The organism is Peptoniphilus genitalis, assembly GCF_023614525.1.
Taxonomy (GTDB): Bacteria; Bacillota; Clostridia; order Tissierellales; family Peptoniphilaceae; genus Peptoniphilus_A; species Peptoniphilus_A genitalis.
In genome coordinates this window covers 459,126-476,016 of record NZ_CP097885.1, presented here as the reverse complement: position 1 = coordinate 476,016, position 16,891 = coordinate 459,126, and the positions used below count along the sequence as shown (strand labels likewise).

Annotated in this window: 18 protein-coding genes; 16 read left to right on the top strand and 2 right to left on the bottom strand. The window is 32.3% G+C overall.

Features of this window, described 5'->3' with window-relative positions:
- Positions 1 to 306: 306 nt before the first annotated feature.
- On the bottom strand, positions 307 to 2,763 hold the full coding sequence (locus tag M9426_RS02265; RefSeq protein WP_250342324.1) for a transglycosylase domain-containing protein: 2,457 nt from the start codon (positions 2,761 to 2,763) through the stop codon (positions 307 to 309).
- A 120-nt stretch (positions 2,764 to 2,883) separates the two neighbouring features.
- The gene (locus tag M9426_RS02260; protein WP_060799769.1) at positions 2,884 to 3,420 is read right to left on the bottom strand and encodes a biotin transporter BioY; all 537 of its coding nucleotides are present in this window, start codon (positions 3,418 to 3,420) and stop codon (positions 2,884 to 2,886) included.
- Between the two features lie 165 nt (positions 3,421 to 3,585).
- Between M9426_RS02260 and M9426_RS02255 the strand changes: the two genes are divergently transcribed.
- From M9426_RS02255 to M9426_RS02180, 16 genes are all read left to right on the top strand, one after another.
- A complete protein-coding gene (locus tag M9426_RS02255; protein WP_250342323.1) occupies positions 3,586 to 4,377 on the top strand; it encodes a type III pantothenate kinase in 792 nt (263 codons plus the stop codon).
- Positions 4,378 to 4,387: 10 nt separating this feature from the next.
- A complete protein-coding gene (dusB, locus tag M9426_RS02250; protein ID WP_250342322.1) occupies positions 4,388 to 5,314 on the top strand; it encodes a tRNA dihydrouridine synthase DusB in 927 nt (308 codons plus the stop codon).
- A 185-nt stretch (positions 5,315 to 5,499) separates the two neighbouring features.
- Positions 5,500 to 5,973 (top strand): transcription elongation factor GreA, encoded by a 474-nt coding sequence (greA, locus tag M9426_RS02245; RefSeq protein WP_005958008.1) that lies wholly within the window; start codon positions 5,500 to 5,502, stop codon positions 5,971 to 5,973.
- A 43-nt stretch (positions 5,974 to 6,016) separates the two neighbouring features.
- A complete protein-coding gene (lysS, locus tag M9426_RS02240; RefSeq protein WP_250342623.1) occupies positions 6,017 to 7,891 on the top strand; it encodes a lysine--tRNA ligase in 1,875 nt (624 codons plus the stop codon).
- A gap of 63 nt (positions 7,892 to 7,954) precedes the next feature.
- On the top strand, positions 7,955 to 8,236 hold the full coding sequence (locus tag M9426_RS02235) for a CD1845 family protein (protein ID WP_195445367.1): 282 nt from the start codon (positions 7,955 to 7,957) through the stop codon (positions 8,234 to 8,236).
- 82 nt (positions 8,237 to 8,318) lie between these two features.
- Positions 8,319 to 9,092 (top strand): replication initiator protein A, encoded by a 774-nt coding sequence (locus M9426_RS02230; RefSeq protein WP_250342321.1) that lies wholly within the window; start codon positions 8,319 to 8,321, stop codon positions 9,090 to 9,092.
- A complete protein-coding gene (locus M9426_RS02225) occupies positions 9,089 to 9,916 on the top strand; it encodes an ATP-binding protein (protein WP_174117965.1) in 828 nt (275 codons plus the stop codon). Before M9426_RS02230 ends, M9426_RS02225 begins: the two co-directional genes overlap by 4 nt.
- Entirely contained in the window at positions 9,909 to 10,394 is a 486-nt protein-coding gene (locus tag M9426_RS02220) for a PcfB family protein (RefSeq protein WP_070607662.1), read from the top strand. The genes M9426_RS02225 and M9426_RS02220 overlap by 8 nt, the downstream gene beginning before the upstream one ends.
- Positions 10,391 to 11,125 carry a phage antirepressor KilAC domain-containing protein gene (locus M9426_RS02215; RefSeq protein WP_250342320.1) on the top strand — a complete coding sequence of 245 codons (735 nt, stop codon included), beginning with the start codon at positions 10,391 to 10,393 and terminating at the stop codon, positions 11,123 to 11,125. The genes M9426_RS02220 and M9426_RS02215 overlap by 4 nt, the downstream gene beginning before the upstream one ends.
- Entirely contained in the window at positions 11,118 to 12,908 is a 1,791-nt protein-coding gene (locus M9426_RS02210) for a VirD4-like conjugal transfer protein, CD1115 family (RefSeq protein ID WP_250342319.1), read from the top strand. Before M9426_RS02215 ends, M9426_RS02210 begins: the two co-directional genes overlap by 8 nt.
- A 61-nt stretch (positions 12,909 to 12,969) precedes the next feature.
- Positions 12,970 to 13,506, top strand: a complete 537-nt coding sequence (locus tag M9426_RS02205; RefSeq protein ID WP_250342318.1) for a ClbS/DfsB family four-helix bundle protein — start codon at positions 12,970 to 12,972, stop codon at positions 13,504 to 13,506.
- 17 nt (positions 13,507 to 13,523) lie between these two features.
- On the top strand, positions 13,524 to 14,993 hold the full coding sequence (locus M9426_RS02200; protein ID WP_001105422.1) for a PIN-like domain-containing protein: 1,470 nt from the start codon (positions 13,524 to 13,526) through the stop codon (positions 14,991 to 14,993).
- A gap of 195 nt (positions 14,994 to 15,188) precedes the next feature.
- Positions 15,189 to 15,500 (top strand): single stranded DNA-binding domain-containing protein, encoded by a 312-nt coding sequence (locus tag M9426_RS02195; protein WP_002839977.1) that lies wholly within the window; start codon positions 15,189 to 15,191, stop codon positions 15,498 to 15,500.
- A gap of 1 nt (position 15,501) precedes the next feature.
- Entirely contained in the window at positions 15,502 to 15,717 is a 216-nt protein-coding gene (locus M9426_RS02190; protein WP_000394203.1) for a Maff2 family mobile element protein, read from the top strand.
- 10 nt (positions 15,718 to 15,727) lie between these two features.
- Positions 15,728 to 16,591 carry a VirB6/TrbL-like conjugal transfer protein, CD1112 family gene (locus tag M9426_RS02185; protein ID WP_000466919.1) on the top strand — a complete coding sequence of 288 codons (864 nt, stop codon included), beginning with the start codon at positions 15,728 to 15,730 and terminating at the stop codon, positions 16,589 to 16,591.
- A 9-nt stretch (positions 16,592 to 16,600) separates the two neighbouring features.
- On the top strand, positions 16,601 to 16,891 hold the full coding sequence (locus M9426_RS02180; RefSeq protein ID WP_002838520.1) for a hypothetical protein: 291 nt from the start codon (positions 16,601 to 16,603) through the stop codon (positions 16,889 to 16,891).

The window sequence follows — 16,891 nt, the reverse complement described above, 5'->3', positions numbered from 1 at the left end:
TAGATTTTAAATTTTAAAATTATTATTTGATTAAGTAGGCAAAATAATTTATTTTAATCTAAGTCAACCTTATAAGTGAGAATCTAAAGTTGAAATTTTAAAACATAAACTTTGAAATTTAATAACAAATAATGAAAACTTAGGAAGGTATTTAAGAAAAGTTAATAAGAAATAAATAGAGGATTTAAAGTTAAAAATATTTTATAGAGATTGTTCGCGAATAAAATATGATTAAAAATTAAAATTTTTAATAAAATATGTAGTTAAAAATTTGCATTAAAAAAACTGGAGTCATGCTCCAGTTTTTTAGTCCTCATTATTAAGAATTGACTTAGAAGATTTTTTTTTCTTTTTACTTGATTTGTTGCTGTTGTTTTCGTTGTCTGATGATTTCTTTTTTCTCTTCTTCTTGTCACTATTATTGTTGTTATTATTATTGTTATTATTGTCCTTCTTCTTTTCTTCCTTTTTCTTTTCTCCAGAAGCACTGTAGAAGCCGTACTTATTTGTGTAGTGTGGCTTAGTTCCGTCAGCTAGGAGTTCACGTCTTCCATTTACATATTTAGTGAAGATTCCATCTGGTTCTTCAAATTCTTTTTTGTCTAAGTCTTCGTGAACAGCCTTCATAATTTGTTTCCAAAGATAAGCTGATTGAGTTGAACCAAAGGCAAGCTTTTGATGTTTGTCATTTCCTATCCAAACTGAGCAAGTGTAGTAAGGAGTGTAGCCAACAAACCAAACGTCCTTCTTGTCAGTAGTTGTACCAGTTTTACCAGCAACTTCTTGACCAGGGAAGGAAGCATTTCTACCTGTACCACGTCTTACAACATCCTTTAGCATATCTGTCAAGATGTAAGCATTTTGTGGTGTAGTAACTTCTTTCTCTTTAGGGTCAACTTGGTAAATTACATCACCAGTGTTTGATTCGATTTTTGTAATTACATAAGGGTTGGCATACTTTCCTTCGTTGGCAATTGCAGTGAAGGCTCCAGCCATCTCAAAAGGACTTATTCCATAACTCATGCCGCCAAGTGTAAGAGGGGCATAGCCTATGTCATTCCATGTAGGGTTGTCCTTTTTCTCAACTATTGTAGAAACTCCAATTGATTTTAAAGTATCCACCATTTTATTAAGAGACTCTTCGTCGTTGTAGGCCTTAGAATAAGTTGAATTCTTGTTAACTTTAGCATCCTTGTCAGCAGAAATATCTCTGGCAACTTGGTAAGCACCAACGTTTGATGATTGACGAAGAAGGTTTCTTATAGTTGTCCAACCTTGATAATAGTTACCATCGTTCTTAGGTGAGTGGCCAAATAATTTTTCTGGCATCTTTTGGTCTAGGTAAACATCGCCAGCAGTTGCTCCGTTGTTAAGGGCTGTAAGGTAAACTGAAATAGGCTTAATTGATGATCCAGGTTGTCTTGGAACAAGAGCCCTGTTTAAAAGTCTACCACCACTTACATTTCTACCACCAACAAGGGCCTTAACTTCGTGAGTCTTTTGGTCGATGATGACAGATGCAACTTGTGGTTGGATGATTCCATTTTTGTCTGTGAAGCCGCCATAATAATATTTTGGATTGGAAACAACTTCTTCAAGTGTCCTTTGCATATTTATATCCATTGGAGTATAAATCTTTAGGCCACCATTAAAGAGTTTGTTTGCAGCTTCTTCCTTTGAATAACCTGATTCTGTTAAAATTTTTATAGCATTCTTTTGAACAACATCTGTATAGAAAGAAGAAATTCCACTTTCCTTACGAGAGCCAATGTTGATTTCAATTTTTTCGTTTAAAGCCTTGTCGTGATCTTCTTTACTGATTAGTCCTTGAGCAAGCATCCTCTTTAACACAAGTCTTTGTCTTTCTTGAGAAGTTTCATTAAAGACAGCCTTAACAGGAACTAGCATGTTGTTTTGAATTTGAATTAAATCAAAATTATCAATTTGTCCAAGCTCATTTAAGTTCTTGGCAATTTCTATAATTCTCTCAGAGTTTGGCTCAGAGTTTTCATTCTTTGGAAGAAGAACGACTTCAATATTTCCTAAGTCATCTGAGTCTTCTATCTCTTGAGTATTGTAGGGAGTGTACTTTTCTGGAAGGTTTGTTACACCAGCTATAAGGGCACACTCAGCAAGGTCAAGCTCTGATACGTCCTTGTTAAAGAAAGTTTTTGCAGCAGCTTGGACTCCCACAGTTCCCTTGGAGAAGCCTGCAGAGTTTAAGTAAGCTTCAAGGATTTGCTCCTTAGAAAGTTTTTCTTCTATTTGATAGGAATAGTAGACGTCAGTTATTTTTCTCACTACACTTTTTGAGAAGGAAGTGTACAAGTTTTTGGCAAGCTGCATAGTTATAGTTGATGCACCTTGTTCAAAAGACCTAGTTTTTAGGTCGTGAACTATAGCGCCAGCCACTCTCTTGTAGTCAACTCCGCTGTGTTCAAAAAACCTTTCGTCTTCTATTGCCACAATGGCATTTACTAAGTTCTTAGGTATGTCCTCGTAGGGAACGAACTCACTAAACTGATCAGATATAAGTGATTCAATTAGCTTTCCATCACTTGAATAGATCCTTGAAGTTTCAGAAAGTTGAGATCTATATTCTGATGGATCTATTACAGGAGCTTTTTTAAAAATACCTAACACAATTGATGTGACAAGCGAGCCTAAAATAATAATTGCAGCCGCAACAATTAAGAGAAGTATTTTTATTACGCTTGAAAGTTTTATCATTCCACGAGGTTTATTGTTTCTATTGTCTTTCATAACAACCTCCTATTTTGTTATTATATCAGAATTTTAAGCATATAACTATAAATATAAATGAAAAAACCTCGCCATGAAGCGAGGATCTTTCAAAAATTATTCTATTAATTATGAGCTAAATTATTTCATGGCCTTTAAAATTCTTGGAGCAATAATAGCAGCTACTAGAGCCTTTGCCATGTCAGGAATAATAAAAGGAATCATTCCAACAGTGAAGACCTTTGATATGTCCATTGGGTTGCCCATGACTACATTTAAGATGTAGTACATGTAAGGAAGTCCAAGTGCATAGAAGATAACTTCTGCAAGAACTAAGACTACCATAATTTTTCCAAAGTTTTTTTCACCGTGAGCAAACTTGGATATAAATGCTGCTCCAATTATAAAGGCAATTAGAAAACCAAAGCTTGGTTTTAATACTGATTGGATGCCTCCAGTGAAGCCGGCAAAAATTGGAATACCAATTAGACCAAGTAGGACGTAAATAAAAACTGTAAGTCCTGCGTAAAAGGGTGTAAGTAAAAGTCCAGTCATAAATACAAAAAAGTTTTGTAGTGTAAAGGGAACTGGTCCAATGGGAATAGAAATAAAAGCTCCCACTGCTATAAGTGCTACTAAAAGTGCAATTTTTGTTATGTCTTTTGTTTGAATTTTCATTTTCAACCTCCAGAGATATCTTACATAATGTTTACCTTATTGTCAACATGGTTAACCTAAATATTTTTGGCAAGACTTTATTTATCAATCTAAAGAAAATAATTAGTTGAAAGACTTCCACATTAAATATATAATGAATACAATTTGTAAAATAGAGGTGTAAAAATGTTATTAGTAATAGATGTAGGAAATACTTCCATAACTTGGGGTGTCTTTAAGGGAGGAGAGCTGGTCAATGACTTTAGGACTTCTACTGTGAAGACTAGGACATCTGATGAGTATGGTCTTATCTTTATAAATACTCTTCTTCATGCCAACATAGACCCACAAGATATCGAAGACGTAATTATTTCTTCAGTTGTGCCAAACCTTATGCACACACTTCCTTCTATGATTATAAAATACTTTAACAAGAGCCCAATGGTTGTGAGCACAGACCTTGAACTTGGACTTAATATTAAATACGACAATCCAAAGCAAGTTGGGGCAGATAGAATTGTCAACGCCGTTGGGGCTATAGAACTTTATGGCGAGCAATCAATTATAGTTGACATTGGAACTGCTATGACTTTTTGCGTTGTCGATAAGGAAAGAAATTATCTTGGTGGACTTATTATGCCAGGAATTGGAATTTCTGCTGAAGCTCTTTTCATGATGACTTCAAAGCTTCCAAAGATAGAACTAATTGCACCGAAAAAAGTTATTCAAGCTGACACAGTTGGTGCAATGCAAGCAGGACTTTACTACGGCTACACTGAAATGATTGATGGGATTGTTGCAAAGCTACTTAAGGAATTAAATTGGAAGGAAGAAGACACTAATATTATTTCAACTGGTGGCTTCTCCACAATGTTAACTAAGGATTCAAAATATAATTTTATTATTAACAAGTTCTTAACACTTGAAGGTTTAAAAATTATTTATGAAAAGAACAACAAACTTGAGGGAATAGATTGAGAGTGATTTTTTGTTAAAGATTTTAGCACCCATGGCAGGCTACACAGATATAGCTTTTAGGGAAGTGGCTACTGAAAAGGGCGCAGACATAACTGTAACTGAAATGGTGTCGGCCATGGCACTTGTATATGAAAACAAAAAAACTATAGATCTCTTGGACATATCTCCTAAGGAGAAGAAAGTTGCAGTCCAAATCTTTGGCAGCGACCCAGATGTCATGGGCGAGGCTGCAAGAATTTTAAATGATTACGACTTTTCTTATGTTGACATAAACATGGGCTGCCCTGCACCAAAGATTGTAAAAAATAATTCGGGGTCCCATCTCTTAAGTGACCCGTCCCTGGTCTACGACATTATAAAGGCTGTTGTAAAAAATTCTAACAAGCCTGTAACTGCAAAGGTCCGTAAGGGAATCGGTGGTCTATCTTCCATGAAGGCTATAAAAAACATTGAGGTGGCAGGTGCGACCTTTGTCACAGTTCACGGAAGAACGAGGGAAGAATACTACACAGGTAAGGCTGACTGGGACTTCATAAAAGAAGTGAAGGCAAATGTTAAAATTCCTGTCATAGGAAATGGAGATGTTGACAGTCCAGAAGATGCAATAGAAAAAATAAATTATTCCAAGGTTGATGGTCTAGCAATAGGTCGTGGGGCAATAGGTAACCCTTACATCTTTAATCAAATAGAAGAACTTATAAAAACTGGCGACTACTACAAGCCAAGTGACAAGGAAAAATTACTTTTAATGATTGATGAGCTTGAAAGAAAAATTTCTTACAAGGGAGAGAAGCTTGGCATACTTGAAATGAGAAAGGTCTATGCAGAATATTTTAAGGGAATGAAGGACTCCAAAGAAGTTAGGAACAAGCTAAACAACTTAAAGGACAAGGAAGAAATTTTAAAAACAATAAGTGACTATATAGATAAAATTTAAATTTTCAAACTCTGTAATCTTTGCAGAGTTTATTTTTTTATAAAATTAAAAAAGTTGATGAAAGTCCTCTAGTCGCTTAATCTTCTTGACATTTAGAAGCCTATAAATTATAATGGCTTAGATTAAAAGGTTTTGTGAAAGGCGGCTGACGCCTTATTTTTTATATAATTGAGGGAGAGAGAGTTTTGGAAAAAGATATATTTTTTACACCGGAAGGTTTAGAAAAAATCGAAAATGAAATTGAGTATTTAAAAACAGTTAGAAGAAAAGAAGTTTCTGAAAGAATTAAGGTAGCTCTTGGCTATGGTGACCTTTCTGAAAACTCTGAGTATGACGAAGCTAAAAACGAACAAGCACAAGTTGAAGAGAGAATCGCTAAGCTTGAAATGATGGTTCGTAATGCTAAAATTATTGATGAAAAAGATTTAAATACAGATGTTGTCAACATAGGATCCAACGTAAAAGTTAGAGAACTTGACACAATGGAAGAAGACGAGTACACAATTGTTGGTTCAGCAGAAGCAGACCCACTTGAAGGAAAAATTTCTAACGAATCACCAGTTGGTTCAAAACTTATTGGCAACCGTGTTGGCGATGTAGTTGAAGTTGAAGTTCCAGACGGAATTATCAAGTACGAAATTTGTGGAATAACTATTTAGGAGGCAGTTTGTGAAGAAAACAGAAGATGCAAATCTAAATGAAATGCTTTTGTTAAAGAGACAAAAGCTTGATGAATTAAAAAAGGAAGGCAAAGACCCCTTTGTCAACGAAACTTATGATGTAACTGCACATTCAGTGGGAATTAAAGAAGAATTCAACGAAGCAGATGAAAGAGAAGTTTCTATTGCTGGACGTATTATGAGCAAGAGACGTCACGGAAAAATTTGCTTCCTAGACCTTAGAGACTCAGAAGGCAACATCCAAGTTTTTGCAAGAAAGGATGTCCTTGAAGATAAATACGAAGACGTTAAGGGCATTGACATTGGAGATATTGTCGGCGTTAAGGGAATTGTATTTAAGACAGAAGCTGGAGAAATCACAGTTCGTGCAACTGATATAACTCTACTTTCAAAGTCCCTACAAATTCTTCCAGAAAAATTCCACGGACTTAAGGACCCAGACCTAAGATACAGACAAAGATATGTTGACTTAATTGTAAATCCTGAAGTTAAGGATGTATTTATTAAGAGAAATAAAATTATCAAGAAGATAAGAGAGTTCCTAGACAATAAGGACTTCCTAGAAGTTGAAACACCAATCCTTGGTACCGTAGCAGGTGGAGCAAACGCAAGACCTTTCTACACTCACCACAACACTCTTGACATTGATATGCAACTAAGAATTGCAAATGAATTATTCCTAAAGAGACTAATTGTTGGTGGCTTCGACAAGGTTTATGAAATGGGCAAGATGTTTAGAAACGAAGGAATGGACACTAGACACAATCCTGAATTTACAAACATTGAACTTTACCAAGCCTATGTTGACTACGAAGAAATGATGAGAATTACTGAAGATCTATTTGAATACGTAGCTCTTGAAGTTCTTGGAACAGATACAATTAACTACCAAGGAACAGAAATTTGCTTAAAGGCACCTTGGAAGAGAATCACAATGATAGACGCAGTTAAAAAATATGCTGACGTTGACTTTAATGAAATTGATACAGACGAAAAGGCAAGAGAAATTGCAAGAGAAAAGGGCATCGAAGTTCATGAAAATGACACATGGGGCAAGCTTCTTTCAGAAATGTTTGAAGAATTCTGTGAAGAGCACCTTGTTGAACCAACTTTTGTAATTGGTCACCCAGTAGATGTTTCTCCACTTGCAAAGAGAAATCCAAAGGACCCAAGACTTACACAAAGATTTGAAGCCTTCATTAACACTTGGGAATTTGCCAATGCCTTCTCAGAACTTAATGACCCAATAGATCAAAGACAAAGATTTGAAGCACAAGTTGCAGAAAAGGCAGCAGGAGATGATGAAGCTCACCCAATGGATTCAGACTTCATCAATGCAATTGAAGTTGGTCTACCTCCAACAGGTGGACTTGGTATTGGTGTTGACAGGATGATTGTCCTTCTAACAGACCAACCAAGCATTAGGGACGTATTATTATTCCCAACAATGAAACCACTTGGAGCTGAAGTTGCTGAAATAAAAGCTAACAAGGCTGCAGATGAAAAGGCAAGTGTAAAGCTTGACATGTCAAAGGTAAAGGTTGAACCTCTATTTGAAGACATGGTAGACTTTGATACTTTCTCAAAATCTGACTTTAGAGTTGTAAAAGTTAAGAACTGTGAAGAAGTTCCAAAGTCAAAAAAACTTTTGAAATTTACATTAGATGATGGTTCTGAAAAAGAAAGAGTTATTTTATCTGGTATTAAGGAATATTACAGCGCAGAGTCTTTAATTGGAAAGACACTACTTGCGATTTGTAATCTTCCTCCTCGTAAGATGATGGGAATCGACTCAGAAGGTATGATTATATCTGCAATTTGTGAGTACGACGGAAAAGAAAAACTTAACTTAATAATGTTGGATGATAATATTCCAGCAGGATCAAAATTATATTAAAGAACACGCTAATTATGAAACTGGGGTTTGTTATGAATCCCAGTTTAATTTTTAGGGGTATGTATGAGATGGATAATTAGAATAATTTTATTACCGATAAGATTAGTGTTGAGTTTGCTCATAGCTTTTCTAACCTTCATATTAAGTTTGAGCACTGCGTTGTTAAGCTTAGTTTCTACTTTAATTTTTATAATTGGATTAGCTAGCATTTTTCAAGGAGACAAGCAAATTGTAATTGAAGCACTAATATTAGCATTTTTATTTAGTCCATTTGGATTACCTAAATTAGGTATATATGTTATTGGATTATTAGAATTATTAAACTATACAATAAAATCAATTTAAAGAAAAATAAATATTAGACAATCGTAGACGATAGAAGATAATAATTCTGTCGTCTTTTTTATTTCAAAGAAAGGAGGTAGGAATGAATTTTGATTATTTTTATAGTAGGCAATCTGAGATGTATAACTTCATTAGGTTTCCTATGGTATTAATGGAAGATGAGGTTTTTGAGAGCATTTCTATTGAAGCTAAAGTTTTGTACTCATATATGCTTAATAGAATGGGTCTTTCATATAAAAATGGCTGGATAGATGAAGATGGAAAAGTCTTTATTTATTACACAATTGAAAGTATAAAAGATCAATTTAATTGTGCAAGTGAAAAAGCAAATAAATTAATAGCTGAGCTTGATATTAAATCAGGGATAGGACTTATTGAAAAGAAAAGACAAGGACTTGGAAAGCCTAATAGAATTTATGTTAAAGACTTTATGAGCATATTTAATAATATGGAATTAAAAAATCAAGAAGTTCGAAAAACAAAATTCCAGAAGTTCGATAATCGAAATTCAAGAGATTCGAATATCGAAAGTCAAGATTTTCGAAAATCGGAAGGTAACTATAACAATATTAGTAATAATGAGTTAAGAAAGAATGATTTTAGTAAGGGACAAAAGCCTTATGGAATATATAAAAACATATTTTTGACTGATGAAGAATACAAGGACTTAACAAATGAGTTAGGAAACAGAATTAATGAGTACATTGATAGGTTGTCGTCATATATGAAAGCAAATAACAGAGTGTATCAAGATCACAAGGCAACAATAATTAATTGGTATCTTAATGATCAGGCAAAAAATATTAATGAAAATTCAACAAAAAAGATGAATTACGATATAGGAGAGAGTTTATGAAAAACTTAAAAGATTTTGTATTAAGAGAAAATGATATTGAAAGAAATGGACATATCTATTGCAAAGTATGTGGTACAAGAGTAGATGGAGAATTACTTGACCTTGGATTTACAAAGTTTATTCCTAGAATTAAATGTGAATGTGAAATAAAAAGAGATAAGGAAAACGAAGAAAGAGAAAGACTGATGAGAATATCGACATTGAAAAGAGATTGCTTCTCATCGCCGCTCCAACACCAATATACTTTTGAGAAATTCTTAAATGAAAAAGGTCAAGCCTATAAGGTTGCCTATAATTATGCTAAAAGTTTTGAACAAATGAAGGAAGACAATGTTGGACTTTTATTTTATGGAGATGTTGGTAGTGGGAAAACTTACCTTGCTTGTGCAATAGCAAATGAATTAATCGAAAGAACACAAGTTAGAGTTAAGATTTTGAATTTATCTCAGGTAATAAATCAAATACAAAAATCTGTATTTAAGGTTGATTCAAATGAAATAATAAGTAACCTCTCTAATATTCCTTTGTTAATCTTAGATGACCTTGGAATTGAAAGGGATACATCTTATGCAAGAGAACAAGTATATAACATTATAAACTCAAGATACTTAAAAGGCAGGCCGACAATTTTCACTACAAACTTATCATTGGAAATTATTCAAAATCCTAATATTGACCTTGAGTATCAGAGGATATATTCAAGAATACTTGAAATGACAATACCAGTTAAAGTTACAGGAGAAGATTTTAGAAGAAAAATCCATCAAGAGAAGTTAAGAAAATACAAAGAGTTACTTTTATATGGAGGTGGAATAGATGATTAATGAAGAAGTATCTAGGTCAAGTCTTAATCTTGAAGTAAGACTTGCAAAAGCAACAAGTAAAGCAATTCTTGATGCCTTAAAGAAAGTACACAAGCAAATAGAGGAACAAGGCGGCTTGAAAAATGTAATAAAAAATAACGGAGAAGAAGTAAAACTAAAAGATATGGTTAAAAAGGGACAGTTAGAAGAAATTAATCTAAAAGATCCTGAGTTAAAAGAACTAAAGAAAATTTTAAATAAACACGGAGTGAAGTTTTCTGTTATGAAAGATAAGGAAACTGGTAACCACTCTGTGTTTTTTCAATCTAAGGATATAAAAGTAATGGAACATGCTTTTAAAAAAGCAGTTAAGGCTTCTGAAAGAAAGGCCGATAGAAAAGATTCAATAACGAAGACTATAAATAAGTTTAAAAATATGGCTAAGGACACCATTAGCAAAGATAAAGTTAAAAATAAACATAAGGAGCAAAGCTTATGATAAGTAATTTAAAAACATTTGAAAATAAGAATTTTGGGAAACTCACTGTTATTGAAAAAGATGGTGAGTTTTTCTTTATAGCAAATGAAGTAGCAACTATGCTAGGATATGTCAATCCCAGAAAAGCTATTTATGACCATGTAGACGAAGAAGATAAGGGTGTAACGAAATGGAACACCCCTGGAGGAATACAGAATATTTCAATAATTAACGAATCAGGATTGTATTCACTTATCCTTTCATCAAAACTACCACAAGCAAAAATGTTCAAAGCTTGGGTAACGAGAGAAGTCTTACCAAGTATTAGAAAAAATGGAGGATATATAGCTGGTCAAGAAAAGAAAACTAACGAAGAGCTACTTGCAGATGCAATTCTTGTAGCCAATAGAATTATTGCTGAAAGAGAAGAAGAAATTGAAGAATTAAGACCAAAGGCAGACTATTATGACAAATTAGTAGATTACAACCTACTTACAAACTTTAGAAATACTGCCAAAGAGTTAGGAATACCACAAAATCAATTTATAGGCTTTTTAATGGATAAGGGATTAATTTATAGAGATAAGAAAAAGAAACTCTTACCTTATGCAGATAAGAACAAGGGATATTTTGAAGTTAAAGAATGGGTTGATCCACTAGGTACACTTGTAGGAATACAAACATTTATAACACCAAAGGGAAGGCACTACCTACTAATTTTATTAGATAGTGAAGGTTTCTACGATGAATAAGATATTAGAAGCCATTCTTTCTGATATTAAAAACATAATTAAAATAGACGACCCAAAGAAATTTATATTATCAAACATTCCCTATCTATCATTCTTCTACATTGGAAATATCTTTTCTAAGCACATCAATTCTTATGTAGGAGGAGATATTATTGATAAAATAATGGTGGGAATTTCTGATATAGGAACTTTATCTTATATACCAAGCCTTAATCCAAGGGACTTGTTAGTAGGTATTTCAGTTGCTGGTCTTGTTAAGTTAATTGTTTACAGCAAAGGTAAAAACAAAAAGAAATATAGGCAAGGCAAGGAATATGGATCTGCAAGATGGGGAGAAAGTAAGGATATTGCTCCATATATTGACCCTAAGTTTGAAAACAATGTTCTCATAACTAATACCGAAAGACTAACAATGAACTCAAGACCTAAAAACCCTAAATATGCCAGAAATAAAAATGTATTAGTAATAGGTGGTTCTGGATCAGGTAAAACGAGATTTTATGTAAAGCCAAATCTAATGCAAATGCATTCTTCCTATGTAGTAACAGACCCTAAAGGCACACTTGTGTTAGAATGTGGAAAAATGCTTTATGAAAATGGTTACGACATAAAGATATTAAACACAATAAACTTTAAAAAATCTATGAAATACAATCCCTTTGCATACTTGAGAAGTGAAAAAGATATTTTAAAGCTTGTCCAAACCATAATTGCTAACACCAAGGGAGATGGAGAAAAGGCAGGAGAAGATTTTTGGGTAAAGGCTGAAAAGTTATATTACACTGCTCTTATTGGGTATATTTATTATGAAGCACCTGAAGAAGAAAAGAATTTTAAAACACTCTTAGATATGATTGACGCAAGTGAGGTTAGAGAAGATGACGAAACCTATATGAACCCAATTGATAGGCTTTTTGAAGCTCTTGAAAAGAAAGATCCAAGTCATTTTGCAGTTAAGCAATACAAGAAATATAAGCTGGCAGCAGGAAAAACTGCCAAGTCAATTCTAATATCTTGTGGAGCAAGACTTGCACCTTTTGATATAAGAGAGCTTAGAGAACTAATGAGCGAAGATGAATTAGAGCTTGATAAAATTGGAGATAGAAAAACTGCTTTATTCGTAATAATATCAGATACAGATGATACCTTTAACTTTGTAGTTTCAATAATGTATTCTCAACTATTTAATCTTCTATGTGATAAGGCAGATGATGTGTATGGTGGAAGACTTCCAGTTCATGTTAGGTGTCTACTTGATGAGTTTGCAAATATAGGATTAATTCCTAAATTTGAAAAATTGATTGCAACAATTCGTTCAAGAGAAATATCGGCAAGCATAATACTGCAAGCACAATCTCAATTAAAAGCAATCTATAAAGACCATGCAGATACAATAGTTGGTAACTGCGACTCTACACTCTTTTTAGGAGGAAAAGAAAAAACAACAGTAAAAGAATTATCTGAAACCTTAGGAAAAGAAACCATAGACCTATATAACACATCAGAAACAAGATCCAATCAAAAATCTTTTGGTCTAAATTACCAAAAAACTGGCAAGGAACTTATGAGTCAAGATGAAATAACTGTAATGGATGGCGGTAAGTGTATTTATCAGTTAAGAGGAGTAAGACCTTTTCTATCTGATAAATTCGATATTACAAAGCATAAGAATTACAAGTTGTTGGAAGATTATGATAAGAAAAACTTGTTTGATGTGGAAGAGTATTTAACAAATAGAGATAAAATAAAAATAAACAGGAACAGTTTGATTACAAGATTATGAATTAAGCCTAGGATAAAAATATTTTTGGTATAATATCTATATAAACCATGGAGGTAGGCATATGAGGTCTTATGAAAGTAAGGAAGAATTAAAAAATGAGATAAAGAAAACTTTTGGAAAATATATTTCAGAGTTTGATAATATCCCAGAAGAATTAAAAGATAAAAGAGTAGATCAAGTTGATAGGACACCAGCTGAAAATCTTGCCTATCAAGTAGGTTGGACAACTTTAGTTTTGAAATGGGAAGAAGATGAAAAAAAGGGAATTGAGGTTAAAACGCCATCTGACAAATTTAAGTGGAATCAACTTGGAGAATTGTATCAATGGTTTACAGATACCTATGCTCATAAATCGTTAAAGGAATTAAAAGAACAACTATCACAGAATATAGAAGATATTTACTCTTTGATAGATAATCTTACAGAGGAAGAATTATTTAAACCACATATGAGAAAATGGGCAGATGAAGCAACAAAAACTGCAACTTGGGAAGTATATAAATTTATCCATGTAAATACAGTAGCACCATTTGGAATATTTAGGACTAAGATTAGAAAATGGAAAAAACTTAATAATTTTGTGAATGTAATTAAATAATAAGGTTGGTGCTTTAATTGAATTATGAAAAATTTAAAAAAATAATAAATAGAAAAACCTCTATAATAGTATTAGATACAAATGTAATACTTGACTTAGCTCGATATTCATTATACAGTAGCAAAAACATATTAGAAATTTTCAAGGAGTGTAAGGATTTAATATGGATTCCGAATCAAGTGTATAAAGAATTTAATAAAAATAAATATAGCGTATTCGGACAATTGAAAAAAAAGTATCAAAATTTTGAAAAAGATTTACTAAGAGTAATTGAAAGGAGTCAAAAAAATTTAGAGAGTGTCTTGATTAAATCATCTAAATATAATTATTTTGGAAGAAAAAATTTGGAGAATGATTTAAATAACAAGTTAGTTGAATTAAAACAAATAATCAAATCTTATAAAAATAGTGTTGGTATTGAATATGATGAAATAACAACAGATTCTCCTGAAATAATTAAAGATATAGATAATCTTATTTCATATTTAGAAAAAAATAATAGGATAGGTAATAGGATAAGGTTTAGTGAACAATTAAAAATTATTAGAGAGGGTGAACTTAGGTATAAATATAAAATTCCGCCTGGATATGAGGACATTAATAAAGATGGAGTTGAAAAATTTGGAGATTTATTTGTTTGGAAAGAGATATTAGATTTACCAGTTGAAAAATCAGTAAAAGATATTATTTTTATTACGAATGATATAAAAGAAGACTGGTGGAGTAAGGATAGTCAAGATAATTTAGTAGTTCACGATAAATTATTAAGTGAATTTAAAGAAAAAAATCCAAATGTAAATATTGAATTTTTAACAACAGGAATGTTTCAGAATTTCGCTTCAAAAGTATATGATAGATATGATTTTAATGTTTATGTAGATTTAAATAGAAAAGATGTGTCATATGTAGAAAGAGTAAAACAAGATATTTCTAATGATATAGTTGACAGTATTTATAATAACAACTATTATTATCTAGAATCGTATGTTATTGGAAGTGAGGGTATTGAAGAATTAGATATAAATAATTGTGAATTCAATGAGATATTAGATACTTATGAAGAGTTTACAGACGAGATTGTTAGTATAACTTATGAGCTAGAATATTTAATAAATTTAAGTTGTGTATCCTTTGATTATTGGGGACGTGATGATGATACAAAAGAAGTCATACAATCACCACCAATAGAACAAGAATTTAGTGGAAGTGTCATAGTTAATGTCACAAGATTAATTAATAAAGATGATATCGAAGAAGATTCTTTTTATATTAATAATGATAAAGAATATACAGATATTGAAATAATTGAAATTCAGATAGATCAAGATTCTATAAACAAAAATGAAGAAGACTACGATGACTCTTATTTAGAAGAGGAGAATTACAATAATGATTATGCATTTATTTGCTCTAAATGTGGAAAGGGATTTAAGGATAGGCGAGAAGATGTAGGTGGTATTTGTCGAGATTGTTCATTTAATGATTAATAATATAGGATATTTTATTAAAGCAGTAATTATAAAGTTTACTGCTTTTTTTATACTCAAAATTAGGAGGTTAAGATGTTAAGGATAAGAGCTCCTACTTAGAACAATTTAATAAGGAATAATGTATAGCGATTGGAAATAAATAGATCCAGTCGCTTTTTTAATTGAAATTTATAGATTAAGGAGAAGAAATTAATGGATAGAGAAATGATAAATATTAATGCAAATTTAGTTAAAGAAGTGGAATTATCAGAATTTGAAAGAGATGGAGAAAAAGTAGATGTAGCAAATTTTACTCTCATTAAAAAATATGGTAAAGGAAAAGAATATATAAATTGTTCAGTCTACGGAGAAAAAAGCGAACGTGCAAAAGAATTAGATAAAGGAGATCTAATCCATGTCTTTGGATATTTCAAAGAAAACAAAAAAGGAGATAAGGTCTACAAGAATTTTATAGTTAAATCACTAAATAAAATAGAAAATAAGAAAGAAAACGAGGAGGAATAATATGGAATTTTTTACAGCTGGAGTTGGAGTTTTAAAGACACTTGTAACTGCAATTGGTGCAGGTTTAGGAGCATGGGGAGTTATTAACTTAATGGAAGGTTATGGTAATGATAACCCTGGTGCTAAATCTCAAGGTATTAAGCAGCTTATGGCTGGTGGGGGAATTGTACTAATCGGTATTAAATTAATTCCACTACTTGCAAATGCTTTAAAATAGGAGAAAGTCTATGTTTGGTATCTTTGACAAGCTAACTGAATTTTTTAAGGATATGCTACTCGGAGGTATCAAAGCAAATCTTGAGTCCATGTTCTTAGATATAAATGACAAGGTAGGAGTTATTGCAACTGATGTTGGGAAGACACCAATGGGTTGGAATGGAGAAGTGTATAACTTCATAAAAAACATTAATGATAATGTGATCGTTCCAATAGCAGGTCTTATCATAACAGCAGTTTTATGTATTGAACTCATAAATATGGTTATGCAAAAGAATAATATGCACGATACAGATACTTTTGAGTTTTTCAAATACATTATAAAGATGTTTATAGCAGTCTACCTTGCAAGCCATGCCTTTGAATTTTCAATGGCAGTCTTTGATGTGGCACAAAATCTTGTAAACAAAGCGGCAGGGGTAATCACTACTTCTGCCACTGTTTCAGGAGATCAGATAGTTGCAATGGTTGATACATTAAAAGAAAAAGAAATAGGTGAGCTTTTAATGATATTAGTTGAAACAAGCCTTGTAAGGATTGCAATTCAATGTATATCTTTAACTATTACCTTAATAGTATATGGGCGTATGTTTGAAATATATGTCTACTCATCAGTATCATCCATACCATTTGCGACTATGGGAAATAAAGAATGGGGTCAGATTGGAACAAATTATATCAAGGGACTTTTTGCCTTGGGACTACAAGGTTTGTTTTTGATGGTATGTTTAGGTATCTACACCGTTTTAATAAGAACGGTACAGATTACAGATATTCACGCAAGCTTGTTTAGTATATTAGGATATGCTCTACTACTTGGACTTATGATGTTTAAGAGTGGAACAGTTGCAAAAAGTATTATGAATACGCACTAGGAGGAATAAATGTTAAAAAAGAAAAATTGTGCTTTATTGGGACTTGGAATTTTATTAGGAGGAACTTATGAAATCTTAAAAGAGAAGAAAAGAAATGAAGAGATTAGAAACTTAAAGAGGAGAATAAATAGACTCGGAAGATGTCACAATGAATTTGTTATGTATCAAGGCGAATACAATGACAGAAATGAAGAAAAACAAGAAGAATTAGAAGAAAGAATTAGCTACCTGGAAGAGGAAACAACATCTAATTATGACCATATACTTGAACTTTCCAAAGAAGAAGTAGAGGGAGATTAA